23 protein-coding genes are annotated in these 24,649 nt (G+C 60.7%); 4 read left to right on the top strand and 19 right to left on the bottom strand.

What is annotated here, in order from left to right; all coding sequences use genetic code 11:
• Positions 1–2: 2 nt before the first annotated feature.
• The 5 genes from pglA to I3J13_RS19290 form a co-directional block, all read right to left on the bottom strand.
• Positions 3–1,556, bottom strand: a complete 1,554-nt coding sequence (pglA, locus tag I3J13_RS19310) for a polygalacturonase PglA (protein WP_196379850.1) — start codon at positions 1,554–1,556, stop codon at positions 3–5.
• Positions 1,557–1,671: 115 nt separating this feature from the next.
• Positions 1,672–2,940, bottom strand: coding sequence for an ABC transporter substrate-binding protein (locus I3J13_RS19305; protein WP_196379849.1), 1,269 nt, complete (start codon positions 2,938–2,940; stop codon positions 1,672–1,674).
• 43 nt (positions 2,941–2,983) lie between these two features.
• On the bottom strand, positions 2,984–4,084 hold the full coding sequence (locus I3J13_RS19300; RefSeq protein WP_196379848.1) for an ABC transporter ATP-binding protein: 1,101 nt from the start codon (positions 4,082–4,084) through the stop codon (positions 2,984–2,986).
• Between the two features lie 2 nt (positions 4,085–4,086).
• Positions 4,087–4,971, bottom strand: a complete 885-nt coding sequence (locus tag I3J13_RS19295) for a carbohydrate ABC transporter permease (RefSeq protein WP_142780325.1) — start codon at positions 4,969–4,971, stop codon at positions 4,087–4,089.
• A 4-nt stretch (positions 4,972–4,975) separates the two neighbouring features.
• Complete coding sequence (locus I3J13_RS19290; protein ID WP_020812253.1) at positions 4,976–5,857, bottom strand: carbohydrate ABC transporter permease; 882 nt, start codon at positions 5,855–5,857, stop codon at positions 4,976–4,978.
• Between the two features lie 212 nt (positions 5,858–6,069).
• On the opposite strand from I3J13_RS19290, the gene I3J13_RS19285 reads away from it, so the two are divergent.
• Positions 6,070–6,996 (top strand): helix-turn-helix domain-containing protein, encoded by a 927-nt coding sequence (locus I3J13_RS19285; RefSeq protein WP_196379847.1) that lies wholly within the window; start codon positions 6,070–6,072, stop codon positions 6,994–6,996.
• A gap of 29 nt (positions 6,997–7,025) precedes the next feature.
• On the opposite strand, the gene I3J13_RS19280 is transcribed toward I3J13_RS19285, so the two are convergent.
• From I3J13_RS19280 to kduI, 8 genes are all read right to left on the bottom strand, one after another.
• Positions 7,026–8,306, bottom strand: coding sequence for a TRAP transporter large permease (locus I3J13_RS19280; RefSeq protein ID WP_059757073.1), 1,281 nt, complete (start codon positions 8,304–8,306; stop codon positions 7,026–7,028).
• Positions 8,307–8,828: a TRAP transporter small permease gene (locus tag I3J13_RS19275; RefSeq protein ID WP_003522682.1), complete on the bottom strand. Its 522-nt coding sequence runs from the start codon at positions 8,826–8,828 to the stop codon at positions 8,307–8,309. It lies immediately after the preceding gene.
• A gap of 69 nt (positions 8,829–8,897) precedes the next feature.
• Positions 8,898–9,875: a TRAP transporter substrate-binding protein gene (locus tag I3J13_RS19270; RefSeq protein ID WP_196379846.1), complete on the bottom strand. Its 978-nt coding sequence runs from the start codon at positions 9,873–9,875 to the stop codon at positions 8,898–8,900.
• Between the two features lie 144 nt (positions 9,876–10,019).
• The gene (locus I3J13_RS19265; protein ID WP_196379845.1) at positions 10,020–10,898 is read right to left on the bottom strand and encodes an amidohydrolase family protein; all 879 of its coding nucleotides are present in this window, start codon (positions 10,896–10,898) and stop codon (positions 10,020–10,022) included.
• The gene (locus tag I3J13_RS19260) at positions 10,895–12,031 is read right to left on the bottom strand and encodes a D-galactarolactone cycloisomerase (protein ID WP_196379844.1); all 1,137 of its coding nucleotides are present in this window, start codon (positions 12,029–12,031) and stop codon (positions 10,895–10,897) included. Before I3J13_RS19260 ends, I3J13_RS19265 begins: the two co-directional genes overlap by 4 nt.
• 36 nt (positions 12,032–12,067) lie before the next feature.
• Positions 12,068–12,979, bottom strand: a complete 912-nt coding sequence (gene kdgD, locus I3J13_RS19255; protein WP_196379843.1) for a 5-dehydro-4-deoxyglucarate dehydratase — start codon at positions 12,977–12,979, stop codon at positions 12,068–12,070.
• Positions 12,980–13,093: 114 nt separating this feature from the next.
• The gene (kduD, locus tag I3J13_RS19250; protein ID WP_078053632.1) at positions 13,094–13,837 is read right to left on the bottom strand and encodes a 2-dehydro-3-deoxy-D-gluconate 5-dehydrogenase KduD; all 744 of its coding nucleotides are present in this window, start codon (positions 13,835–13,837) and stop codon (positions 13,094–13,096) included.
• Positions 13,834–14,658: a 5-dehydro-4-deoxy-D-glucuronate isomerase gene (gene kduI / locus I3J13_RS19245; RefSeq protein ID WP_196379842.1), complete on the bottom strand. Its 825-nt coding sequence runs from the start codon at positions 14,656–14,658 to the stop codon at positions 13,834–13,836. The genes kduD and kduI overlap by 4 nt, the downstream gene beginning before the upstream one ends.
• Before the next feature lie 138 nt (positions 14,659–14,796).
• On the opposite strand from kduI, the gene I3J13_RS19240 reads away from it, so the two are divergent.
• The 3 genes from I3J13_RS19240 to I3J13_RS19230 all read left to right on the top strand — a co-directional run bounded on the left by I3J13_RS19240 (position 14,797) and on the right by I3J13_RS19230 (position 16,802).
• On the top strand, positions 14,797–15,594 hold the full coding sequence (locus I3J13_RS19240; protein ID WP_196379841.1) for an NAD-dependent epimerase/dehydratase family protein: 798 nt from the start codon (positions 14,797–14,799) through the stop codon (positions 15,592–15,594).
• A gap of 110 nt (positions 15,595–15,704) precedes the next feature.
• Positions 15,705–16,442: a FadR/GntR family transcriptional regulator gene (locus I3J13_RS19235; protein ID WP_020812260.1), complete on the top strand. Its 738-nt coding sequence runs from the start codon at positions 15,705–15,707 to the stop codon at positions 16,440–16,442.
• Between the two features lie 42 nt (positions 16,443–16,484).
• On the top strand, positions 16,485–16,802 hold the full coding sequence (locus tag I3J13_RS19230; RefSeq protein ID WP_003522691.1) for a cupin domain-containing protein: 318 nt from the start codon (positions 16,485–16,487) through the stop codon (positions 16,800–16,802).
• A gap of 8 nt (positions 16,803–16,810) precedes the next feature.
• Here the strand turns inward: I3J13_RS19230 and I3J13_RS19225 are convergent, their stop codons facing one another.
• From I3J13_RS19225 to I3J13_RS19200, 6 genes are all read right to left on the bottom strand, one after another.
• Entirely contained in the window at positions 16,811–18,043 is a 1,233-nt protein-coding gene (locus I3J13_RS19225) for a M24 family metallopeptidase (RefSeq protein ID WP_196379840.1), read from the bottom strand.
• Positions 18,044–18,275: 232 nt separating this feature from the next.
• Positions 18,276–20,279, bottom strand: a complete 2,004-nt coding sequence (locus I3J13_RS19220; protein WP_196379839.1) for an aldo/keto reductase — start codon at positions 20,277–20,279, stop codon at positions 18,276–18,278.
• Between the two features lie 45 nt (positions 20,280–20,324).
• Entirely contained in the window at positions 20,325–21,410 is a 1,086-nt protein-coding gene (locus I3J13_RS19215; protein ID WP_196379838.1) for an ABC transporter ATP-binding protein, read from the bottom strand.
• Positions 21,411–21,419: 9 nt separating this feature from the next.
• Positions 21,420–22,256, bottom strand: coding sequence for a carbohydrate ABC transporter permease (locus tag I3J13_RS19210; protein ID WP_196379837.1), 837 nt, complete (start codon positions 22,254–22,256; stop codon positions 21,420–21,422).
• A complete protein-coding gene (locus I3J13_RS19205; RefSeq protein WP_196379836.1) occupies positions 22,253–23,113 on the bottom strand; it encodes a carbohydrate ABC transporter permease in 861 nt (286 codons plus the stop codon). The genes I3J13_RS19210 and I3J13_RS19205 overlap by 4 nt, the downstream gene beginning before the upstream one ends.
• A gap of 255 nt (positions 23,114–23,368) precedes the next feature.
• Positions 23,369–24,640, bottom strand: a complete 1,272-nt coding sequence (locus tag I3J13_RS19200; protein WP_196379835.1) for an ABC transporter substrate-binding protein — start codon at positions 24,638–24,640, stop codon at positions 23,369–23,371.
• Positions 24,641–24,649 lie beyond the last annotated feature (9 nt).

Genomic DNA, 24,649 nt, shown 5'->3' with positions numbered 1-24,649 from the left:
TCTCAATCGGAATCTGACACAATGGAAACGGAAGCATCGCTCAACAGGGCGGGATTATCGCAGACTATATGCGCCTGCTCGAAAACAATCGCCTCATGGCGCATGGGACGCACCCGGTCGGCCATGATCGGCGGCGTTGCGATGGCCGACGGATCGCGCGAGACGATGGTGAGATAGCGGATTGCAACGTTGCGGATGGGCGCTTCGGCAAGGCCAAGAAAAGCGCCGGCCGCATGGGAGAGATTGCGGATTTCGACCTCCTCCACGCTAATGCCGTCGATAAAGGGCGTGCCGCCATCGACCGGCGCCGGGTTTCGCGACTGCACCCAGTCGTCATGTCCATCGGCATCGCAATGGTAATGGGCATTGGCGGAAAGCGCGGTCTGCACGCCATCCAGCAGCACCCGGCGCATGGCAATGTTGCTGACGGTGCCGCCCCGCCCGCGCCGTGTCTTGAGGCGCAGGCCGCGATCCGTGCCGACCATGTCGCAATCCTCGACCGCCACATCATGCACACCGCCGGACATTTCCGAACCGATCACCAGCCCGCCATGGCCGCGTTCCATCAGGCAATGGCGCACCCGAACGCCGCGCGTTTCCGCGAGATGATCGTCCTCGCCACCGGGGCCGCGCTTTCCCGCCTTGACCGCGATGCAATCGTCGCCGACCGAAAAGCGCACGCCTGATATCGTGACGTTGCGGCAGCTTTCGGGGTTGAAACCATCGGTGTTCGGGCTGTCGTGGGGCGCAACGATGCTGAGACCGGCGGCAATCAAGTCTTCACAGCCCTGCGGATGGATCGTCCAGGAGGCGGCGTTTCGGATGGTGAAACCGAGCAGGTTTGTCTTCCGGCAGGAAACGAGATGCAGGCCGCGTGGCCGGCGCGCGCCATCGCGGGTTTCTTTCGGCCAGCTCCACCAGTCGCCGCTGTCGCCGGAGCCATCGAGCACGCCCCTACCCTCGATGACGAGATTGTCTGCCGCGATGGCATGAACCGGCGCGGCGAAACAGGCATCCGGCAAGCCTTCCCAGCTTCCGAGCATACGGCCTGCCTCATCGCGGGCAGGCAGGATCGGCCAGCCCCGGCGGGTGGAGGGCGCGCGCAGCACGGCTCCTTCGGCAAGGTGAAAGGTCATGTTGCTTTTGAGGCGTACGGGAAAGGCTGTCCAGAGACCGGCCGAGAGACGCAACGTGCCGCCCTGCGGCACCGCAGCCACGGCCCTCTCCAGCGCCTGCGCATTGGCGCGCGCGCCCTCTTCATCATCAAGCGCAACATCCGGCATGAGGGAAAATTCCGCAGCCTCGACAAGCCCGGCACAGGGGGCGGTTCTGAACTCCAGCCGCCCGAACCCCTCCGCTTCGAAGACATAGCGGGTATCCGGGGAGAGACCATGCAGCAGCGTCACCACGGTCGCGGTTTCGCCGCTCCTTTCGTCGCCATCCGCAGACGTCAGACGCCATGCCGTTTTGGACGGAAGGAAATATCGAGCGCCGGGCACGGCAAGGCAAAGCGCTGCCGTTCGCGCCGAAGACGCGATGATAAGGGGTTCGTTCATGCTCTTTTCTCGTCTTTGGTGCCTGTCCGGCCAAACCCTTGGCGGACATGCCTCACATCATCCGGCAGCCGGATAGGGAGCCCGCCGCCATGGAGGCGGCGGCGGGCCATTGTCGTCAATCGAATTTGGCGAGAACATCGTTGGTCGTATCGATGATCTGCTCGGCGGCCTCCTCCGCCGTCAACTGGCCATAGGCATATTCCTCGAGCGTATCGATAAAGCCCGAGCGGATTTCAGGATGTTCGTTGAAGGGTGACACCACCGGTCCCGATGCCGCCATGACGATGGCGTTGGCGGCCCGCACTTCCGGCTCGCCCTTGTCGCCCAGACGCGCCGCCGCAGCCTTCGATGCCGGCAGGCCGCGTGAGGTGCCGAGCGCATCGATGCCTTCCGGTTCGTTCAGCAGGCAGTTCAGGATTTGCGCGGCCGCTTCCGGGTTCTTAGAGTTTTTCGAGATCGAAAACACCATGGAAGGCTTGCGATAAACGCCTTCGGTCACGGCATCGGCAAGCTTCAGCATCGGGAACGGTTTCAGAACCTGTCCTTCCTTCAGCGGATCGGCATATTTCGAATAGGTCGAATCCCATTCATAGGAGCCGGCAATCCGGCCTTCGGACCAGGACGGCTTTTCATAGAGATTGACGTTACCGTCGGCCGCTTCCTCTTTCTGCGAGCGGATGGAGCCGGTTTCGACCAGCTTGCCGACGAAAGAGATACCCTCAGCCAGTTCCTCCGGCGTCCAGGCCACGCGGTTGGTCTTGGGGTCGACCAGATCCTTGCCGGTCTTCTGCACGACAGCCAGTGTCACCAGAAGCTGGGCAGTCTCCTTCACGGCATTAAAGGTGTAATAGTCCTTGCCTAGCTTTTCCTTGATGGTCTTGGTTGCCGCGAAAAACTCGTCCCAGGTCTTCGGAATTTCCACGCCGGCCTTTTCGAAGGTGGTGGCGTTGAAGAAAAAGACGCGGCCGGTGGTGGAAACAGAAAGCCCCTGCAACACGCCGTTCATCGAACCGGCGTCCAGATCGCTCTCGGCCCATTGCGAAAGATCGAGCGGCTTCAGCTGGCGCAGATCCGCAAAACCTTCGCCGTTCTTGGAAAACAGCGGCAGCCAAGGCCAGTTGACCTGAACGATATCGGCCTCCGTCTTGCCGGCCATCTGCGTGGTGAGCTTTTCCAGATAACCGTCGAAGCCGGTGAATTCGCCCTTGACGGTGTGGCCGTATTTCTCGCCGCAGGCGGCAATGGCCTTCTGGGTGGCGACATGGCGGCTTTCGCCGCCCCACCACGACATGCGCAGTTCCACAGCACCCGCCGCCGGGGCCGTCGCCATCGCCACATAAGCGGCACCGGCGAGCATCGCCATCATTCTTGTCATCGTCTTCATTGTTCTTCTCCTCCTCGAAAAATCAGGCACGCCCGTCCGCTCCTCACAGCGAGACGTTGCGGCCATCGGCCTTGTCGAAAATATGCAGCTTCTCCGGGTCCGGCTTCAGCCGCAGGATGCCGTCGCGCCCGAGCGCCTCGAATTCGGCCGCGCCAACGACGCTGACGACTTTCTGGCCGCCGAGATCGGCGTGCAGATAGACCTCGTGGCCCATGAATTCCGCATTGGTGAGTTTCGCCTGTAGAGCCGGGCCATCGGCTTTTCCCGCCAGCGAAAGATGCTGCGGGCGGATGCCGATGACGGCGTCTGCGGGTCTCGCCGATAGCCGTTGCTCCAGATGTGCACCGATGGGCAGGCGTTGGCCGGCGATGACGAACTCCGCCCCGTCGATTGCCACATCCACCAGGTTCATTTCCGGCGTGCCGATGAAACCGGCGACGAAAAGATTGGCGGGGTGGTTATAAAGCTCCTTGGGCGTCGCGACCTGCATGATGCGACCCGCCTGCATGACGCAGATACGGTCGCCCATGGTCATGGCCTCCGTCTGGTCATGGGTGACGTAAATGACCGTCGAGGACAGGCCTTCCGCCTTCAACTGACGGTGCAGATCGGTGATGCGCACCCGCATGGAGGCGCGCAGCTTGGCGTCGAGATTGGACAGCGGCTCATCGAACAGGAACACGCCGGGCTTCTTGATGAGCGCGCGGCCCAGCGCCACACGCTGCGCCTGCCCGCCCGAGAGCTGTTTCGGCAGACGGTCGAGCAGCGGCTCGATTTCGAGAATGCGCGCGACATTGTCGATTGCCTTTTCGATCTCTGGCTTGGCGACACCGGCGATCTTCAGGCCGAAGGCGAGATTGCCGCGCACCTTCATATGCGGATAAAGCGCATAATTCTGGAACACCATGGCAATGGAGCGCTTGCCGGGCGGCAGGTCGTTGACGCGCTGGTCGCCGATCAGGATTTCGCCGCCGGTGATCTCCTCCAGCCCCGCCACCATGCGCAGCGTCGTGGATTTGGCGCAGCCGGAGGGGCCGACAAACACCATGAACTCACCATCCTCGACCTCGAGATTGATGCCGTGCACGGCCTTGAAGCTGCCGCCATAGATTTTTTCGAGATTTTTAAGTTGAACGCTTGCCATTTTCAGCCCTTGACCCCGCCAGACGAGATCCCTTCAATGAAATACCGTTGCGCCGCGAAGAACACGATCAGCGCGGGCGCGATCGTCAGCACCGACATCGCCAGGATGCGGTTCCATTCGAAGGCTTCGGTGGTGTCGATGGAGAGTTTGAGCGCAAGGCTCACCGGATATTTGTCGACCGAGGACAGGTAGATCAGCGGCCCGAGAAAGTCGTTCATCGTCCACATGAACTGGAACAGGCAGACCGAGATCAGCGCCGGGGCCAGCATCGGCACGACGATGTAAATCAGCGTCTGCAGGCTGTTGGCGCCATCCACCCGGGCGGCCTCTTCCATGTCCGATGGCAGCGAGCGCAGAAACTGCACCAGCATGAAAACGAAGAAGGCATCGCCGGCGAGCGCCGAGGGCACCCAGAGCGGCAGGAAACTGTCCAGCCAGCCGAGATCGCGAAACAGGATATATTGCGGAATGCGGGTAACGACATTCGGCAGCAGCAGGATGGCGATGACAGAACCGAACAGGATCTTCTTCAGCGGAAAATCGAAGCGGGCAAAGGCATAGGCCGCCATGGTGCAGGAAATCGCCGTGCCGATGACTTTCGGCAGGATGATCAGGAACGAATTCCAGAAGAACCGACCGAACGTATAGGGCGTCGAAGTTTCCCAGCCGCGGATATAGCCATCCAGCGTCGGATTATCGGGGATGAAGCCGGCGCCGGAGAAGATTTCCGAATTGGTCTTGAAGCTTGCGCCCACCAGCCAGATCAGCGGATAGAGCATGACGAGACCGACCGCGAAGAGAAGCACGTAACGGACCGAGGTGGAAACGAGCCTCAGCCGCGCCCGGCGGGCCGCCTGCATGTCGTTTAGGGTTGCGATATCGGTCATGGCATCAGTTCCGCTTGTCGCCGGCGTAATAGACCCACTTCTTCGACGACCAGAAGGCCACGAGGGTCAGCACGGTGATGATGGTGAAGAGCACCCAGGCGATGGCGGAGGCATAGCCCATGTTGAACTTCTTGAAGGCCTCGTCATAGATGTAAAGAGGCAAGAGATAAGTGGACTTCAGCGGCCCGCCCTGGGTGATGATGTAGGGCCCGTTGAACTCCTGGAATGCCTGAACCATCTGCATGATGAGGTTGAAGAAGATCACCGGCGTCAGAAGCGGCAGCGTGATGAAGAAGAAGGTTCTCACCTTGCCCGCGCCATCGATGGCGGCGGCCTCGTAAAGCGACTTGTCGATGGATTGCAGGGCGGCGAGAAAGATCACCATGGCCGAACCGAACTGCCAGCAGCGCAACAGCGTGATGGTGAAAAGCGCATTGCCGGGGTCGCCGAACCAGTCCACCGGCGACAGGCCGATGGCGGCCAGCGCCATATTGGCAAGCCCCTCGCTTGCGAAGATATAGCGCCACAGAACCGCAATCGCGATGGAGCCGCCGAGAATGGACGGCACGTAGAAGGCGGTGCGGAAGAAGTTGATGAATTGCAGCTTATAATTGAGTATGGCGGCAATGAACAGCGCGAAGGCAAGCTTCAGCGGCACCGTCAGAAACACGTAGAACAGGGTAACGTTCAGCGATTTCATGAAGGTGCGGTCGCGGGTGAACAGCCGCTCGTAATTGGCCAGCCCCGCCCAGCTGGGATCGCTCATCAGATCGTAACGGGTGAAGCTGAGATAGAGCGAGCCGAGGAACGGGATGGCCGTGAAGACCAGAAGCCCGACGATATAAGGCGTCAGATATCCCAGCCCGAGGAAGCGCTGAGATTTCATAATGCTCCTCCCCGCGTCCCAGTGGAACGCGAATGACAGAATACAATTTCGTACAAGTGATTCTCCCGGAACGGTCGTCGGCGGGCGCGTGATGGCGCAGTTTCTCGCCGCGACCGATCTCCTCCCTCATTGATACGGCGCGTAAAAGCAATTTATGCGGTGACAAAACCAAATTTCCGCGCCAAGGTGAATTAACAAAGATGAGGAAAAAGATGGACGAAATCGAAGGTGGCATTCTGTCGTCCGTTCCGCCTGCGGCGCTCAACCTCAACCTGACGCGCGCAACGATCAAGATGGAGCATTCGCGCACCTGGCAGATCGACAAATCCAACCAAGTGGACGATCTCATCATCTGCCTGGAAGGGCGCGGGCATTATCTCGTCGATGGCGAGGCGCGGGTGCTGGAACCCGGTGACGCCATGCTGATTTTCCGGGGGCAGCGCTTTGTCGGCTGGAACGAGCAGGCCGTCACCTATCGCGGGGTGGCGCAGCATTTCACGCTGGATATTTACGGCCGCCACAACCTGATCGCGCAGATGGATCTGAAGCCGAAAGTGAAGCTGAGCCGCTGGGCGCTCTTGGAACCGCTGGTGCGCCACTACCGGCAGAGCGCCCCGCCCTCCTCCGTCACGCTTGGCCAGCATCATCTTTTCATGGTGCTTCTCATCGCCTTCATCGACGACGCCTTCCTCGGATGGGTCGACCGGCCGAGTTTCCAGCCGGAGGGGACGGAAGGCCTCGACCTTGCGGTGATGAAGGCGATCACCATGATTTCGGCCAATCCGCTCGACCCCGACATTGCCGGCCGGGCGACCGATGCCGCACCCTATAATCGCGATTATTTTCTGCGCGAATTTCAAAAACGCGTCGGACGAACCCCGCGTAAATATCAGGAGTTCAAACGCATGGAACGCGCCATGCATTTTCTCGAGGCGGGGCTTTCGGTTACGGCGGCGGCGGCCGAAGTAGGATATGGCGATCCCTATTATTTCTCGCGCATGTTCAAACGGACATTGGGGTTAAGCCCGCGCGACCATATGAACCGCATACGCCGCAGCCGGCACGGCAATCTCATGGCCTTTGACGAACACGAACAGCAGAGGCTGCTTGCCACTGAAACGGAAAAGACCCCGGCATAGCGGGGCCTTCTCGTTTGAAAGCGCTGGAATTACCGGAACAGTGACGGCAACCACAGGGACAGCGACGGAATATAGGTGACGGCAAGCAACACCGCGATGCTGGCCCCGAAGAACGGCCAGATCGTCCGCATCGCTTCCCGTATCGATATGCCGCCGACCGCGCAGCCGACGAAAAGTACCGTTCCGACCGGCGGCGTGTTGAGCCCGATACCGGCGTTCAGGATCATCACCACGCCGAAATGCACGGGGTCGATGCCGAAGGCCTTCACCACGGGCAGAAGCACCGGCGTGGAGATGATGACCATCGGCGCCATGTCCATGAAGGTGCCGAGCAAAAGCAGGATGACATTGATGACGAGCAGCACGATGATCGGATTGTCCGAAATCGCGCTGATTGCGGCAATCATCAGCGTCTGCACCTGCAGGAAGGCCATCAGCCAACCGAAGGACGCCGCCGTGCCGATGACCAGCAGAACCATGGCTGTCGTGCGCACCGCGCCCATCACCGCCTCTACGAAACCGCTCCAGTCCAGCTCGCGATAGACCAGCATCGCAACGAGGAAGGCATAGAGAACCGCGATGCAGGAACTTTCCGTCGCAGTGAAGATGCCCGAACGCACACCGCCGAAGATGATGCCGATCAACAGGATGCCGGGGAACGAGGCCAAGAGATAATACATCAGCTTCGAGAAGCCCGGGAACGGCTCGGAAGGATAACCCTTGCGTCGGGCAACGATATAGGCCGTCACCATCAGCGCCGCTGCAAGCAGGAAACCCGGAACGATGCCGGCGGTGAAGAGATCGGCCACCGAAACATTGCCGCCCGCCGCAATCGAATAAAGGATCATGTTATGCGAGGGCGGTATCATCAGCGCGATGATGGCCGCATTGACCGTGACATTGACCGCATAGTCCCTGTCATAACCGCGCTTGGCCATTTGCGGGATCATCAGCCCGCCGACGGCCGAGGCATCGGCCACGGCCGAACCGGAAATGCCGCCGAACAGCGTCGAGGCCACGATGTTGACCTGGCCGAGACCGCCGCGAAGGTGTCCCACGAGGCCGGCCGCAAAGCGGATGAGGCGATGGGCGATGCCACCGCGCACCATCAGGTCGCCGGCGAAGATGAAAAACGGTATCGCCATCATCGCAAACACGTTCATGCCGGAATTCATCTGCTGGAACACGACAATGGGCGGCAGGCCGAGATAAAGAACCGTGGCGAAAGAGGCAATGCCGAGGCAAAATGCTATCGGCGTGCCGATCAGCATCAGCAGGGTGAAGACCCCGAAGAGAATGGTGTAAGCCATCTACGCTGCCTCCTGCACGATCACATCCGCCGCAATCTCCTCGCCGATGGCGAGATCGACGAAACGTTCAGCCGCAAACAGCGCGATGAGGAAACCGCCGCCGATCAGCGGGAAGAAATCCGTGCCGCCCGGCCAGCCGAGAACCGGGATCGTCGCCGTCCATGTGCCCATGGAAAGCGAGGTGCCATACCAGGCCATGCCGGCGCCGAAGAAAAAGATCAGGGCAAGGCTGGTAAGGTCCATTCCCTTCTGCACGCGTGGCGGCATCATGTAGCGCAATATATCCAGCCCCAGATGCACGCTTTCGCGAACGCCCACCGCCGCCCCCAGCATGATGAACCATGACATGAGATGCAGCGACAGCGGCTCCGACCAGCTGGGTGAATCGTTCAGAATATACCGCGCAAAAACCTGCCAGCCGACGATAAGCGTCATGGCGATCATGCCGATACCGGCAATATAAAGCGACGCGTGGCTGAGCGCGCCGAGAAAGGGGCGAATGGCCCGCATGAAATTTCGCATTGTCTGTTCCTCCGCGTCAACGGCGACAAAAGAAAACCGGCCCTGTTCCCAGGGCCGGTTTTCCGCGCATTACTTGACCGCTTTCACCCGTTCCAGAAGGTCTTTCATCTTCGGATCGGTGACGAACTTGTCGTAGACGGGACCCATCGCGGCAGCGAATTCCTCCTTGTCGACCTTGATGACGTTGACGCCGCCGGCGCGGACCTTTTCTTCCGATGCCTTTTCGCGAGCGCTCCAGAGTTCACGCATCTTGCCGACGGAATCCTTGGCCGCCTGACGCAACAGCTTCTGATCTTCCGGAGAGAGCTTGTCGTAAGAGACCTTGGAAATGACGAGGATTTCCGGGTTCAGCGAATGTTCCGTCAGGGAGTAGTTCTTCGCAACCTCGTAGTGACGGGCGGATTCGTAAGAGGGCCAGTTGTTTTCCGCACCGTCGACGACACCGGTTTCAAGCGAGGAATAGACTTCGCCCATCGGCATCGGCGTCGGGTTGGCGCCGAAAGCCTGCATCATCGAAATCCACAGATCCGACTGCTGCACGCGGATTTTCAGGCCCTTCAGGTCCGCGAGTTTTTCGATGGGCTTTTTGGTGGTGTAGAAGGACCGTGCGCCGGAATCGTAAAAGGCGAGACCGATGAGGCCGTGCGGTTCGAAGGCCGCCAGAACCTCATCGCCGATCGGGCCGTCGACCGTGTTGTGCATGTGTTCCGTCGAGCGGAACAGGAAAGGCAGGCCGAGGACGGTGGTTTCCTTGACCAGATTGTTGAAGGGCGCGGCATTGACGCGGTTCATGTCGATGACGCCGAAGCGGGTCTGCTCGATGGTATCCTTCTCGCCGCCGAGAACGGAATTGTTCATGACCTGTATCTTGATGCGGCCCTTGGTGCGCTCGGCCAGAAGCTCGCCCATATATTTCACGGCTTCGACCGTCGGATAACCGTCGGGATGAATATCGGCCGAACGCAGGGTGATTTCCTGCGCCTTGGCGGAAACACCGGCGAGCGCGATCCCCATCGCGACGCACATCATGCTTGCAATCTTTTTCATGCTTTCCTCCTCCATTGTTGAAACGATCCAGCCCCTCCAAGGCTATCGGACCGATTTTTTCACACCCATCCGGGCCGGCATGCAAAGACCTTTCACTTTAAAAGGATGATGGGGACCTCCCTTCCCCAGCCATCCCGGATTGACCTATGCCGCCTTGACTGGCGGCAGCTTGAATAGCGCTTCCGGATTTTCCACCAGCGCGCGATGACGCGCCGCTTCATCCGGCAGCCAGCCGAGTATGAGTTCCGCAAGGCGGGCATCGTCGGGATAGGCTGCCGTTTCGCGGATGGAATTATGCGGCCAGTTGGTGCCCCAGACGATGCGCTCCGGTGCATGGGCGGCGATGACGCGCGAAAAGGCAGCGACGTCCTCATAGGGCCAGCTCTCGCGTGAGCTTTCGTAGACTCCGGCGAACTTGAACCAGAGATTGCCGCAGTCGATGAGTTTCAGAAGCGCCGCCATTTCCGGGCCATCGGTTCTGATGCCCTTGAAGAACTTGCCGTGGTGATCGAACACCCACCGCGAGCGGATGTTCTGAAGGCGCGGCAGGTGATCGAGCAGCGTATTGCCGTCGAATTGCACCGCCACCATCCAGTCGGCCGCATGCGCGCGCTCGTCCACGGCTTCCAGCTCGGACAGGTTTACCGCACCGCCCGGCAAATCCATGATACGCGCACCGACAGCGCCTGCGGCGGCAAGCTTTTCCATGTCCTTTTCGGTCGTGCCGGCATCGATGATGACCACCGCGCGGGCCGCCTCGCCCATTTCCGCGACACAGGCGAGCGTGTTGCCGTTATCGCGCTGATGGGCGTTACCCTGGGTGATGATGACCCGGTCGATGCCGAGCCATTGCATGAGGCTGCGATAATCCTGCGGTCCGGGCAGAGCGCCCGGCGGCAGGCCCGGTCCACCCGGCAGGGCGGGATAGTGGCGCAGATAGAGATGCATCTGCGTATCGACGGCGCCTTTCGGGAAAGCGGGCCGAGGCGCTGTGCCGCTCAGTTTTCTGACAAGTTCGCTCACGGGTCTGGCATCCTGAATTCAATCAATGCGTCGCGGTTGATCTCGATGCCGAGGCCGGGGCCGTTCGGGATCGTGACGACGCCGTTTACCGCCTCTATCGGCTCGCTCAGCACGGCCTGCCGGAACGGATTATAGGTGCGGTCGAATTCCATGATCGGCTCGATGGGGTTGACCCGCACCGGATCGGGCGTCATCGCCGCCATGAATTGCAGGGCGGCGGCAATCTGCACGCCCGTACCCCAGACATGCGGCACGATGCGCACGCCGTGCAGCGTGGCGAGCGCCGCGATCTTCTGCGTTTCGGAAAAACCGCCGCAGCCGCAGAGATCGGGCTGGAGAATATCCACCGCACCGGCGGAAAGCGCCTGCCACATGCCATAACGCCCGTGCCAGGTCTCACCGCCCGCAACCGGTATCGGCTGACCCGCCCGCACCCGGGCATAGGCATCGAGCTGTTCGGGAACCACCGGCTCCTCGAACCAATCGATACAATAGTCGGCGGCGCGGTTGCCGAGCGCGACGGCTTCGGTGACGGTGTAGCCGTGATTGGCGTCGATCATCAGCCGCATATCCGGCCCAATCGCCTCGCGCACGGCGGCGATGACGCGGAGGTCCTCCTCAATGCCGAAGCCGATCTTGATCTTGCAGGCGTGAAAGCCCTCCGCCCGGCGCTGCGCCATCTCCGACGCATTGTCTGAAACGCGGTCGACACCATCCCGCTTGAAGCTGCCGGTGGCATAGGCGCGCACGCTTTCGCGCCAGCGCCCGCCGAGCAGCATCGAGATGGAGGCACCGTAATGCTTGCCCTTGATGTCCCACAGCGCGATATCGACACCGGACAAGGCGGTAAGGCTGAGGCCGCGCTGTCCCTGATCGCGCAGGGCGTTATAAAGCACGGCCCAGATCTTTTCGGTCTGGCGCGGGTCCTGGCCGATGAGCCAGCCTGAGTAAGCCTTAACCACGGCGGCGTTGGGCCGCGCCGGGCCAAGGCATTCGCCCCAGCCGACGGTTCCGTCGTCGCATTCGATTTCCACCAGAATATGGGCGCGGCGGTCAAAACGCATGGATGCGCTTTCGAACGGCGTGTCCAGTCGGTGTTCGAGCAGATGCGTGCGCACCGCTGTGATCTTCATGGCTCCCCTCCCGCTTGTCTCGATCAGGCCTCCAAATCAGGCTTTGCGCTTGTGCGTGCCGATCAGGGCGTCGAGCATGCCGATTTCCTCATTGGTCAGGTCCTTCAGCGGCGCACGCACCGGCCCGGCATTGAAGCCCTGCAGGCGAACGCCGGCCTTGACGGCGGAGACGGCATAACCCTTGGCGCGGTTGCGGATCGCCATGAACGGATAGAAGAATTCCGTCAGGACACGCTCGCAGGTGGCGCGTTCGCCAGCACGCAGGGCGGCGTAGAATTCATTGGCAAGGCCGGGCACGAAGTTGAAGACAGCCGAGGAATAGGTGGTGAAACCGGCGCCGAGATAGGCTTCGGCAAACAGTTCCGCCGTCGGCATGCCGCCAAGATACATCAGGCGATCACCCATCTTGGCGGTGATCTGGCGAACGAGACCGATATCGCCGGTGCCGTCCTTGAAGCCGACGAGGTTCGGGCATTCGTCGCAAAGACGCGCCAGCGTATCGGCCTGCAGCACGGAATTGTCGCGGTTATAAACCATGACGCCGATGCCGACCGACTGACACACCTTCTTGATGTGGGCGTAAAGGCCTTCCTGCGGCGCATCGATGAGATAATGCGGTAGAAGCAGGATGCCGTCCGCGCCGACCTTTTCGACCGAGCGGGCGATATCGACGGCGATCTCGGTGCCGTAACCGCAGCCGGAAACGATGGCGGTCTCACCGGCCACGTCCTTGGCGGCGGAAACGATGGTCGGAATTTCATCCGGCTTCAGCGAGAAGAACTCCCCCGTGCCGCCGGCGGCAAACAGCACCGGCGCCTTGTAACCGGCAAGCCATTCGACATGCGCCCTGTAACTGTCCTGGGCGAAACGGCCCTCGGAATCGAAATGGGTGACCGGGAAAGACAACAGGCCGGAGCCGAGCGCCGCCTTGATTTGTTCAGGGTTCATGTTTGGTATTCCTTTGCAAATTCATTCACTGGAAGCCACCTAACCCGGTTGCCGCATGCTTGTCAACAATTCATCATACATGTTGTATGATGAATTGTTGAAATCTGTAACAGATTAGCGCGCCAGCCAGCCGCCATCGACATTGAGAATGGCGCCATGCACATAATCCGCCGCCGGCGAGGCAAGGAAAACCGCCGCCCCGGCTATATCGTCGGAATGGCCCCAGCGGCCAGCCGGAATACGCTCGAGAATGGCCTTGTTGCGGGCCGCATCCGCGCGTAGCGCCTCGGTATTGTTGGTTTCGATGTAGCCGGGCGCAATCGCATTCACATTGATGCCCTTTGCCGCCCACTCATTCGCCAGAAGCTTGGTGAGGCCGGCGACGCCATGTTTCGCCGCCGTATAGGACGGCACGCGAATGCCGCCCTGAAAGGAAAGGAGCGAAGCGATATTGACCACCTTGCCGGACCGGCCTTTCGCGAGCAACTCTTTCGCAAAAGCCTGGGTGGTGAAAAACAGCGCCTTGAGATTGACGTCCATCACCTCGTCCCAGTCGAGTTCGGAAAACTCGACGGAATCGGCACGGCGGATGATGCCGGCATTATTGACGAGAATATCGAAACCGGCGCCGGCAAAACTGTCCTTCGCCGCCAGCGGATCGGCAAAATCGATAGACAATGCGCTGGCCTTGCCGCCGTCCCTGGCGATCATCTCCAGCGTTTCATCCGGCGCGCGGCGGGCGGCGCAGACCACCTCCGCGCCGGCCGCGGCGAGCCCCACCGCAATCGCCTGGCCAAGCCCCGTATTCGCGCCGGTGACGAGCGCCTTACGCCCCTGAAGCGAAAAGGGATTCTTCATTTCAGGTCTCCCGGCTGAATGAAGTCCATGTCGGTGTAATCGACATTGTCTCCCGCCATGGCCCAGATGAAGGTGTAAGAACCGATGCCGGCACCGGAATGAATGGACCAGGGCGGGGAAATCGCACCCTCTTCATTCGAAATGAACAGATGCCGGGTTTCCTGCGGCTCACCCATCAGATGCAGCACGCGCGACTTCTCATCCATGCCGAAATAGAGATAGGCTTCCATGCGGCGATCGTGAATATGGGATGGAATGGTGTTCCAGACGGAACCGTCCTCCAGCGTCGTATACCCCAGCACCAGCTGGCAGCTTTCCATGACCAGCGGATGGATGAACTGGTTGATGGTGCGCTTGTTGGAGGTTTCGGTCGCGCCGAGCTTGACCTCCTTGCTATTGGCCAGCGTCACGAGCTTCGCCGGCAGGCTGCGATGCGCCGGGCAGGAGGTGATGTAGAATCGCCCTGCCCCGTCAAAGGTCACTGCGCCGCTGCCTGCACCGAGATAAAGCACATCGCCGCGATTGAGGGTGTAAGTCTCGCCGCCGGCGCTGACCGTGCCGGTCTCGCCGATATTGACGATGCCCATCTCGCGCCGGTCGAGGAAGGACGGCGTTTTGGTCTCTTCCACCTTGTCCAGCGTCAGCGGCGCGCCGTTCGGCACCGCACCGCCCATCGCGAAGCGGTCATAATGGGTATAGATCAGCCTGATTTCGCCGGAACGAAACATGTCGTTGGCGAGGAAATGCCGGCGGAGCCCTTCGGTATCCAGCGTTTTTGCATATTCCGGGTTCACGGCCTGCCTTGTTTCGACGGTCAACATCAAACTCATCCTTCATGATTGTTGCGTATGGCACATAATATATGTTATCCGCTTTTTGTACGATCTGTATGACAAGGTCAAGAGGCATAGGCATATCTCGACCACGCCAGGGACGTGCAACGCTGAGGGAGAATGGCAATGAAACGGCTTCTTGTTACCGGTGCTGCGGGCCAGCTTGGCCGCGTCATGCGCAAACGCCTTGCATCGATGGCCGAGACCATTCGCCTTGCCGATCTCGCCCCGCTCGATCCGGCAGGCCCGAACGAGGAGTGCATGCAATGCGACCTTGCGGATGCAGAAGCCGTTGACGCCATGGTTGCCGGTTGCGACGGCATCGTGCATCTGGGCGGCATATCGGTGGAGAAGCCGTTCGAACAAATCCTTCAGGGCAACATCATCGGACTTTATAATCTCTACGAGGCCGCCCGCGCCCACGGCCAGCCGCGAATTGTTTTCGCCAGTTCCAACCATACGATCGGCTATTATCCCCAGACCGAACGGCTTGGTCCCGACGTTCCCTTCCGCCCGGATGGGCTTTACGGTGTTTCCAAATGTTTCGGCGAAAACCTCGCCCGCCTGTATTTCGAGAAATTCGGCCAGGAGACGGCGCTTGTCCGCATCGGCTCCTGCACCCCGGAACCCAATAATTACCGCATGCTATCCACGTGGTTCTCGCATGACGATTTCGTGTCGCTGATCGAAGCGGCGTTCCGCGCACCCGTTCTCGGCTGCCCGGTCGTCTGGGGTGCGTCGGCCAACGATGCGAGCTGGTGGGACAATTCGCATCTCGGCTTTCTGGGATGGAAACCGAAGGACAATGCCGAGGCCTTCCGGGAGCACATCGCCCGGACCGCCCCCAAACCGGACCCGAGCGACGCGGTAGTCCGCTTTCAGGGTGGCGTGTTTGTCGACAACCCGATCTTCAAGGAGACGTGAAATGTCGCACGGACCTTTCCCGCGAAAAAGGCGGGATTGCATGCCGGGCCGCGAATGACGTATCGAGGAACGGTGCACGCAACCGACATTTTTTTAGAACGGCGACCAAGATGACAAAAGCGACAAGCTCCGAACCGGCAGCTCCACAAGGCAGAACGCTTGTGGTGAAGGTTTCGGAGGAACTCCGCAGCCAGATCGCCAAGGGCCGTTACAAGACGGGCGAACGCCTGCCCTCCGAAGCGCAGATGACGCAGGAATTCGGTGTCAGCCGTACCGTGGTGCGGGAGGCAATCGCCTCGCTGCGATCCGACGGTCTGGTCGAGCCGCGTCAGGGCGCGGGTGTTTTCGTACTGGAACCCGCACCCACTGAGCGGCGTCCCTTCCACAATGTCGATCTTGCGCGCGTCTCGTCGCTGATCGAAATGCTGGAATTGCGCACCGCCGTTGAAGGTGACGCCGCCGGTCTTGCCGCCATTCGCCGTTCGCCGGCGCAGGAGGAAAAGATCATCGAGGCCTTCGATGCCTTCCGCGCCAGCGCCACCAAGGGCGTGCCGACGGCGGAGGCCGATTTCGCCTTCCATCTCGCCATTGCCGAAGCGACCAACAATCCCCGCTTCAGCGAGTTTCTGCAGGTGCTCGGCCCTACCCTCATTCCGCGCCGCGCCGTGGCCGAAAACGGCACGGAAACCGTGCTTTCGCCCGCCGATCTCGCCCGGCTCGTCGGTGAACACGAAGCGATCCTGATCGCGATACAGGACGGCGACGAGGAGGCGGCGCGCAGCGCCATGCGCAGCCACCTGAAAAGCAGCCAGACGCGTTATCGCTCCATGCTGCGCGCGCCGCGCTGAGATTGCCTGTTTAAACCGCATTGCATGACTGAGGAGAACGATATGCAGCAGCTTCCGACCTTCCCCACCGTTTCTCCCGACGATGGCGTGGAGCGCACCGTGCTTTCCGAAGCGCCGGAACTGATGGTGGTCTCCTTCCGCTTCAAAACCGGCGCCGAAGGCAGGCTGCACAGCCATCCGCATGTGCAATCCACCTATGTGGCCAGCGGCAGCTTCCGCTTTTACCGCGACGGCGAAGCCTACGATCTTCAGAAGGGCGATAGCCTCGTCATTCCCGGCCATATCGAGCATGGCTGCCTGTGTCTGGAAGAGGGCGAACTGATCGACTGCTTTACCCCACGCCGCGACGATTTCCTCTGATCCGGCGGTCAGTCCGCCGATAAATCCCGCAGGGTGCGCGGCAGGCTGTTCATGCATTCCGCGCCGGAGGAGGTGACGAGGAACTGGTCCTCGATCATCAGCGCGCCGAGCCCTTCGCCATAAAACGGCGCTTCGAGCGCCACGACCATGCCGGGAAGAATGATTTCCGGATTGTCATGGGAAAAGAACGGCCATTCCTCGATACCCACGCCACCGCCGACGGAATGGCCGAAATGGCCGCGATAATATTCGCTGAAACCTTGCCCGCGCATCGAGGCCAGCATGGCGGCGTGCACAGCACCGAATGTATTGCCGGGACGAAGCGCTTCCAGCCCACGGGCAAAGGCCACTTCCAGCGCGCTGAAAACATCGGCGGCCAGCGGCGAGACCGGCCCCCACGAAAAACTCCGCGCGCCATCCGATGAATAACCATCGACCAGCGTGCCGACATCGGCCTTGATAAGCGCACCCGGCGTGACAACCGCCGCCATATCCGACAAAGCGGGTCCGACGGATATGTAATCCCAATGTCCACTCAGCGAAAACCCGGATTTCGCGGCATGGGCCTGTGCGCCGGCCTTCCAGGCGGAGGAAAGCCCGCCGAGCGGCGCGCCGGGCCTGACGGCAGCGGCCATCGCGACCAGCCCGGCCTCCGCAGCCGTCGCCGCGCGCCTCAGAAGCCCTATCTCGCGCTCGGATTTCACGGCGCGCAGACGGCGCAGCACGGCCGATCCGTCAACCCAGTCGACATCGGGCAGCGACTGACGCAACGCCAGAAAATCGGCGGCGGGCATGAATTCGAGGTCTGCGCCAATGCGCGCCGCCGTCAGTCCGCGCTCCCGCAGCAGGTCAGCCAGCAGGCGGAAACAGGCGGCGCGATCGAATGTCTCCGGCCTCGGACCACCGGAATTGTTGCGGCGGTAGGCATCGTCTACCTGCGCGATGGTTTCGACGCCCGACAGATCGACCATATCGATCCAGATGCGATGGCAGCGCAGATCGATCTCCGGCGCGGCCCTCCTGACAAGCGGGGCTGCATGATCGCTGACGACAGCGGCAAGCGGCGCATCGGCATCGGCCGGCACCAGCGCAATTGCCGAACCCGCCCTGCCCCACATGGTCGCGACACCGGCATGGGCGCCGACGGCATAACGGAAGGCTTCGGGCTGGAAAAGCACCAGCGCGTCGATGCCCGCTTCCCGCATCAGCTGCTGGGCACGGCTTCGGTCGATATCGCTCATGGGAACCCCGGTGATTGTTTCGCTGCGGTGTTTCGCGACACGTTTATGGACCTACGCTTTACCAGTCACCGGGAGAGGAATGAAGGTGGAAGATGACATCTCCACCCCGAAGATCGTCAGTTCGAGCGAGCGATTACCGCTTGTTTCTTCTCCCCGCCGGGGAGAAGAAATATGCCGCAACGCCTTGCCCTATCCGAATGAGCGGCGGATAAATCCGCCGTCTCATTGCCTCTCACGCCTCCAGCCACTTCACCTGCTCGGCCGTCAGCCTGATATCCAGCGCCGAAAGACTGTCTTCCAGCTCCGCAATCGTGCGCGGCCCGATCAGCGGGATGACCGGGAAAGGCTGGGCGATGACATAAGCGAGCGCGATATGGATCGGGTGCCGTCCAAGTTCTTGGGCAAGCTCGATTGCCCGGTCGCGGCGGACGAAGTTGCGGTCGGAATACCAGACGCGGACGATTTCTTCATCGTCATGCTTGTCGCGCCCTGCCCGGTCCGTGAAAAATCCGCGCCCCTGGCTGGACCAGGCGAAATTGGGAATCTGGCGGGATTTCAGCCATTCCTTCCACTCGTCGTCCGATGCCGCGACGCAGCCCGCCCAGATGGGATCGAGCATTTCCGCCAGCGAGAAATTGTTGGAAAGCGCGGCCGGAGCCTGCTTGCCGTTCTTCGCAGCATAGGCGGCCGCCTCATCCATGCGCTCGCGCGTCCAGTTCGAACCGCCGAAAATGCCGCGAATGCGTCCGCGCCGGACTTCGGCATCCATGGCATCGACAAACTCGCCGACCGGAACCTCCAGATTATCGCGATGCATGAAATAGGCATCGACATAATCCGTCTTCAGCCGAGCGAGCGACTGATCGAGCTGCTTTGCGATCATGTCAGGATAGCAAAGCGGCGAATGCGCACCCTTGCCGATCAGCACGATCTCTTCGCGCGGCACGTTGCGGCTGGTGTGCCAGTCGCCGAAAATCGCCTCGGTCCTGCCTGCGCCATAGACATAGGCCGTATCGAAGAGATTGCCGCCCGCCTCGTAAAAGGCATCCAGCGTCAGGGATGCGGAAGCGAAATTGGGGAAGAATTCGAAACCGAGCGCGACAACGGAAGCGGGTTTGGCAAGGCCCGGTATCTGCCGCTTCGGCACTGCGTTTCCGGCCACGACCTTGCCGCCGGCAATATTGGCAACGCGCGACGTTGCTTTTTCAATGCTGTATTCGAGCCCGACGGAAGCCCGCCATTGATCCATGACACGCAGATTGCCGAGGCTGTCCGCCCAGGCCATACCGGGTGCATCGAATTCCTTTTTACCCTGCCGGATCGCCTCGCCCGCCGCATCCACCTCAAAGGAATAAAGCCAGCGATCCTCCGGCAACTCGATGGTTTCCACCTTGTCGCCCCTGACGATATCGATCCGCCCGGTGCCGCCCTTGTGGCCGGCGGCGAACCAGAAATCCTTGACCTCGATGCGGCCCTCCGAGCCGATGATGCGCAGCACATTGTCCTGCGCCGCCATGATCGAGCACGAGACTTCGGCGACGATGCCGTTTGCGAATTTCAGCACGGCCGAGGCCCATTCATCAACGCCCGACTGGCCGAGATGCGCCGCACCCGCCACCTTTTCCGGTTCGGCGAAGGGTTTTCCGTCTACAGCGCCGGCAATCATCCGCACCATGGAAACCGGATAGCCGCCGACATCGAGAATGCCGCCGCCCGCCGTTTCATTGGCGAACAGCCGGTGATCGGCCCGGAACGAGCCCATGTTGAAACCGAAGCTGGAGCGGATGATGCGGATATCGCCGACGGCGCGGGCTTTCACCAGCTCCAGCAACTTCGCCGTCTGCGGATGCAGGCGATACATATAGGCTTCGCCCGCGAAGACGCCCGCCTTTTTCGCCTCGTGGAAAATGGCGTCGGCATCATAGGCCGAGAGCGCGATGGGCTTTTCCACCAGCACGTTTTTACCCGCCCGGATCGCCTTGATCGCCCATTCGGCATGGCCGGTATGGGGTGTGGCGATATAGACGGCGTCGATATCGGGATCGGCAAGCAGCGCATCGTACCCATGGATGATGCGCGCACCGGCGAAGGCCTCGGCAAGGCCGAGCTTGTCCGGATTGCGGGTGGCGATGGCCTCTAACCTGCCGGTGCGGGAATGCGCGATACCATCGGCAAAAGTTCTGGCGATGGTGCCCGGGCCGATGATGCCCCAGCGGATCGGTTGTTCGGTCGTCATGAAATCCTCGTCTTTCATATCAGTCTTGGGTGCTTGGGAAAGGGTTCAGCGCAGGCGGTCGCCCTTGTTGTCGAAAAGGAAAGCCCGGCGGGCGGAAAGGCCAATCGTCAGCCGGTCGCGATTGCCGACATCGCGCGATTCCGGCCGCTCGATGATGAGCTGCTCGCCGCCTTCGGTCCGGGCATAGACATAGCTGGTATTGCCGAGATGTTCGGCGACATCGACATGAACGGTGAGATCGGCATCGCCCCCGCCCGCATCGGCAAAATGCTCCGGCCGGATGCCGAGCGACACCCTGGCTCCCTCGTTCAAACCGGCCGTGACCGGCAGGCTCAGCCGCACCGCAGGGTCGCTGTCGAGCGAAAGCTTGACGCCCTCCGCGCTGCTGCCGACGATGGTGGCTTCGAGAAAATTCATCTTCGGCGAACCGACGAAACCGGCAACGAAGCGGTTGGCGGGGTCGTCATAGAGATCGAGCGGCGCACCGACCTGTTCGATATTGCCCGCCCGCAGCACAACGATCTTGTCGGCCAGCGTCATCGCCTCGGTCTGGTCATGCGTCACATAGATCATCGTGGTGCCGAGCTGCTTGTGCAGGCGGGAGATTTCCACGCGCATCTGCACCCGCAATTCCGCATCGAGATTGGACAGCGGCTCGTCGAACAGGAAGACCTGCGGTTCGCGCACGATGGCGCGGCCGATGGCGACGCGCTGGCGCTGGCCGCCGGAAAGCTGTTTCGGCCGGCGCTGCATCAACTCGTTGATCTGCAGAATTTCGGCCGCGCGGTTGACCCGCTTTTGCGTATCGGCCTTGGGGTTACCGTTCATTCTAAGGCCGAAGGAGAGGTTTTCCGCCACCGTCATATGCGGATAAAGCGCATAGGACTGGAACACCATGGCAATGCCACGATCCGCCGGGTCGGCATCGCTGACCGTCTTGCCGCCAATCACGATATCGCCGCCGGAAATATCTTCCAGCCCGGCGATCATTCTGAGAAGCGTGGATTTGCCGCAGCCGGAGGGGCCGACGAAAACGACGAACTCCCCGTCCTTTACCTCCAGATTTGCGCCATGGATCACTTCCAGCGCGCCGTAACGCTTGACCACGTTGTTGAGCGAAAGTTCCGCCATGCGGCCCCCTTACTTGACTGCCCCGGCGGAAATGCCGGCGATGAAGTGACGCTGCAAAGCCACGAAAACCACGAGGATGGGTGCGGTGAGCAGCACCGCGCCGGCCATGATGCCGCCCCATGACACTTTGGTCAGCCCGATGAGGGTGCCAAGCGCCACGGGTGCGGTCATCATTCCTGGGCGGGAATTGATGAGAAGCGGCCAGAGATAATTGTTCCACGAGGCCAGGAAGAGAATGATGGAGAGCGCCGCCATGGTGGGACGCGCAAGCGGCAACGCAATGCGCAGGAAGATCTGCCATTCCTTCACGCCCTCCACCCTTGCCGCATCGAAAAGCTCGGTCGGCATCATCGAGAAGGATTGCCGCATGAACAGAACGCCGAGCGAGTTGAAGAGCGGCGGCACGATCAGCGCCACCCAGGTGTTGGCGAGCTTGAATTCGCGCGCCACCATGATGAATTGCGGAATGACAACGACGGCAAACGGAAGGGTGATGGTGCCGAGAATGATGGCGATCACCACCCCGCGTCCGGCAAAGCGGTAACGCGCCAGCGCCCAGCCGGCCATTGACGTCAGGAACACCGAAAGAACCGTGTAGATGACGGCGACGGTGATCGAGATGAACATGGCCCTGAGGAAATTGGTATCCGCCTGCAGGTTGTTGAAATTCTCGATGAAGTTGGTGGAGGGCACCAGCACGATATCCGGGCTGAAAATGCCGTAATCCGGCATGGTCGAAAACACGAACATCATCCACAGCGGAAACAGCCAGATGATGGCAAGCGGTGTCAGCACCGCATGCAGCGCGATCTTCTGCCAGAAAAGCGATCTCGATTTCGATCTCATTTCGGCTCCCTCCCGACCCAGAGATTAAGCAGCGAAATGGCGATGGCGAGCGCCGCCATGGTGTAGGCAATGGTCGAGGCGTAGCCGAAATTGAGTGAGGTAAAGCCCTGCCGGTAAAGGAACAGCCCCAGCGTCTCCGTGCCGCCGCCAGGCCCGCCCCTGTTGGTGATGAGGAAGGGTTCGGCAAACAGCTGCATGGTGCCGATAACCGAGAGCACGACACAGAAGAGGATAATGGGTTTGAGGAGCGGCAGGGTGACATAAAAGAACTGCTGGCGCTTGCTCACCTTGTCCAGCGTCGCCGCTTCATAGACATCGCCGGGGATCGATTGCAGCCCAGCCAGAATGATGATGGCATTATACCCCGCCCAGCGCCAGGTCACCGCGATGATGACCAGCGCCATGGCCGCATTGGCATTGTCGAACCACGAGATGGGCGAAAGACCGACTGAGGTGATGAGCTTGTTGACGATGCCGAAATCGGCGCTGAACATCAGCCGGAAGACAGCCGCATAGGCCACCTCGCCAACGACGACAGGCGCAAAAAAGGCAAAACGATAAAGCGGCCGCGCCTTCAGGAGCGGTGAATTCAACAGCACCGCCATGACGGTGGCGAGCGCGATCATGACGGGCACCTGAATGACCAGAATGATCAGCGTATTATAAAGCGCATTATAAAAGGCCGGATCGGAAACGAGCCGCCCCCAGTTCATGGAGGGCGCAAACCGCCATGGGTTGATGCGGGTGTTCTGGAACGACAGCATGAACGAGCTGATGATCGGCCAGACCCAGAAGGTGGCGAAAATCAGGAGATAGGGCGCAAGGAACGCATAAGCGATCCTGTTCCTGGACGGCATGACGACCTCCATATGCCGGACGGTGGCCGGATAAATGGAAAAGCTTCAGAAAGAGCTTCCCCCGTTGAGGGGAATGCTTTTGCACAACGGTGCCACTGGTTTCTTCTCCCCAAGGGGGAGAAGGTGGCCCGAAGGGTCGGATGAGGGGGCTAGCTCACCGGATATCGCTACCCTCGCCCCCTCATCCCGCTGCCGCGGACTTCTCCCCCTCGGGGAGAAGAAACTTGTGGCACCCGCTCGGTCTTAACCGCCGACTTACTGCGCGACTGGCAGCCCCGTGGCCGTTTCGATCTGCTTGGCCGCATCGTCGAGCGCCGCTTTCGCATCGGGATATCCGCCCGCGAAATATTTCGTCTGCGTCGCCTTGTAGATCGCATCCGCATCCGACTGGAACGCCGTGCCACGGCTCGGCACGATCTTCGGCAGGGTGGCCAGAATATCGGTCCACACCGCCTGTCCGCCCCAATAGGCCTGCTTCTCCTTGACGAAAGGATCGTCAATGGCGGAGAGCAGCGAGGGAACGAGGCCGAAGGATTTCAGCATCGTCACCTGGCCTTCATTGGTGGTGAGCGCGTAATCGATATATTTCCACGCGGCTTCCTTATGCTGGGATGTCGAGCTGATCGCCAGCGACGAACCGCCGAGGTTGGCGGCGTGCGGGCCATCCGGCGTCAGGCTCGGCATCAGATAGACGCCCCATTTGCCGGAAAGATCGGGGGAGCCGGAACGAACCGTACCTTCATACCAGGCGCCATACATCTGGCTGGCGGCCTTGCCGGCCGTATTGGCCTGGATTTTCTCATCCCAGATCGCCGCCGTGATGATGCCGGCGTCCTTCATTTCCTTGACCTTTTCAAGGGTCGCGACACAGGCGGGCTGGTTGATGGTGATGTTCTGGCCATCGGTCGAAAAGTAACCGCATCCCTGCTCATTGGCGATCATGCGGAACCATTCGCTGTCGCCATTGAAATCGGCCTGCGCCATGACGGTGCCGGGATTGGCAGCCATGACCTTCTTGCCGGCGGCGATGAAATCGTCCCAGCTTTTGATGGCGGCCGGATCGACACCCGCCTTTTCATAGAAGTCGCGGCGATAGAACACCGCCACCGGACCGGAATCCCACGGAACCGCATAGGCGACGCCGTCAACCTCCAGTTCCGTGCGCTTGAAATCCGGGAAAAGCGCCTGTTTCTCAGGCGTATAGCCAAGCTCGGTCAGATTGGCGAAACAATCGGGAAAACGGCTCCAGAACAGTTCCGCTTCGAAATTCTCGATTGTGACAATATCCGGAAGACCATCGCCGCCGGCTGCGCAGGCGGCTAGCGTCTTGTCAAAAACCTGATTGTTTCCAAGGTCTTCAACGACGATCTTGATATCCGGATTCTGCTTGTTGAAGCCCTCCACCGTGGATTTCAGCGCGGAAGCCGCGACATTCCAGCTCCAGATGGTGACGGTTTCTGTTTGCGCGAAAGCCGGGGCTGCGAGAAGCAGCATGGCCGTAGACGCGCCAAGAAATTTCAAGCACATTGAAAACCT

Source organism: Agrobacterium leguminum, assembly GCF_015704895.1.
Taxonomy (GTDB): domain Bacteria; phylum Pseudomonadota; class Alphaproteobacteria; order Rhizobiales; family Rhizobiaceae; genus Agrobacterium; species Agrobacterium leguminum.
This window is presented reverse-complemented; position numbering and strand designations above follow the sequence as displayed.

Coding starts and splice junctions, on each gene's coding strand:
- pglA (WP_196379850.1), bottom strand. CDS start 1,556: ATGAACGAACCCCTTATCATCGCGTCTTCGGCGCGAACGGCAGCGCTT.
- I3J13_RS19215 (WP_196379838.1), bottom strand. CDS start 21,410: ATGGCGGAACTTTCGCTCAACAACGTGGTCAAGCGTTACGGCGCGCTG.
- I3J13_RS19285 (WP_196379847.1), top strand. CDS start 6,070: ATGGACGAAATCGAAGGTGGCATTCTGTCGTCCGTTCCGCCTGCGGCG.
- I3J13_RS19200 (WP_196379835.1), bottom strand. CDS start 24,640: ATGTGCTTGAAATTTCTTGGCGCGTCTACGGCCATGCTGCTTCTCGCA.
- I3J13_RS19220 (WP_196379839.1), bottom strand. CDS start 20,279: ATGACGACCGAACAACCGATCCGCTGGGGCATCATCGGCCCGGGCACC.
- I3J13_RS19230 (WP_003522691.1), top strand. CDS start 16,485: ATGCAGCAGCTTCCGACCTTCCCCACCGTTTCTCCCGACGATGGCGTG.
- I3J13_RS19295 (WP_142780325.1), bottom strand. CDS start 4,971: ATGACCGATATCGCAACCCTAAACGACATGCAGGCGGCCCGCCGGGCG.
- I3J13_RS19260 (WP_196379844.1), bottom strand. CDS start 12,031: ATGAAGATCACAGCGGTGCGCACGCATCTGCTCGAACACCGACTGGAC.
- I3J13_RS19210 (WP_196379837.1), bottom strand. CDS start 22,256: ATGAGATCGAAATCGAGATCGCTTTTCTGGCAGAAGATCGCGCTGCAT.
- I3J13_RS19275 (WP_003522682.1), bottom strand. CDS start 8,828: ATGCGAAATTTCATGCGGGCCATTCGCCCCTTTCTCGGCGCGCTCAGC.
- kduD (WP_078053632.1), bottom strand. CDS start 13,837: ATGAAGAATCCCTTTTCGCTTCAGGGGCGTAAGGCGCTCGTCACCGGC.
- I3J13_RS19225 (WP_196379840.1), bottom strand. CDS start 18,043: ATGAGCGATATCGACCGAAGCCGTGCCCAGCAGCTGATGCGGGAAGCG.
- kduI (WP_196379842.1), bottom strand. CDS start 14,658: ATGTTGACCGTCGAAACAAGGCAGGCCGTGAACCCGGAATATGCAAAA.
- kdgD (WP_196379843.1), bottom strand. CDS start 12,979: ATGAACCCTGAACAAATCAAGGCGGCGCTCGGCTCCGGCCTGTTGTCT.
- I3J13_RS19280 (WP_059757073.1), bottom strand. CDS start 8,306: ATGGCTTACACCATTCTCTTCGGGGTCTTCACCCTGCTGATGCTGATC.
- I3J13_RS19240 (WP_196379841.1), top strand. CDS start 14,797: ATGAAACGGCTTCTTGTTACCGGTGCTGCGGGCCAGCTTGGCCGCGTC.
- I3J13_RS19205 (WP_196379836.1), bottom strand. CDS start 23,113: ATGCCGTCCAGGAACAGGATCGCTTATGCGTTCCTTGCGCCCTATCTC.
- I3J13_RS19290 (WP_020812253.1), bottom strand. CDS start 5,857: ATGAAATCTCAGCGCTTCCTCGGGCTGGGATATCTGACGCCTTATATC.
- I3J13_RS19235 (WP_020812260.1), top strand. CDS start 15,705: ATGACAAAAGCGACAAGCTCCGAACCGGCAGCTCCACAAGGCAGAACG.
- I3J13_RS19300 (WP_196379848.1), bottom strand. CDS start 4,084: ATGGCAAGCGTTCAACTTAAAAATCTCGAAAAAATCTATGGCGGCAGC.
- I3J13_RS19305 (WP_196379849.1), bottom strand. CDS start 2,940: ATGAAGACGATGACAAGAATGATGGCGATGCTCGCCGGTGCCGCTTAT.
- I3J13_RS19270 (WP_196379846.1), bottom strand. CDS start 9,875: ATGAAAAAGATTGCAAGCATGATGTGCGTCGCGATGGGGATCGCGCTC.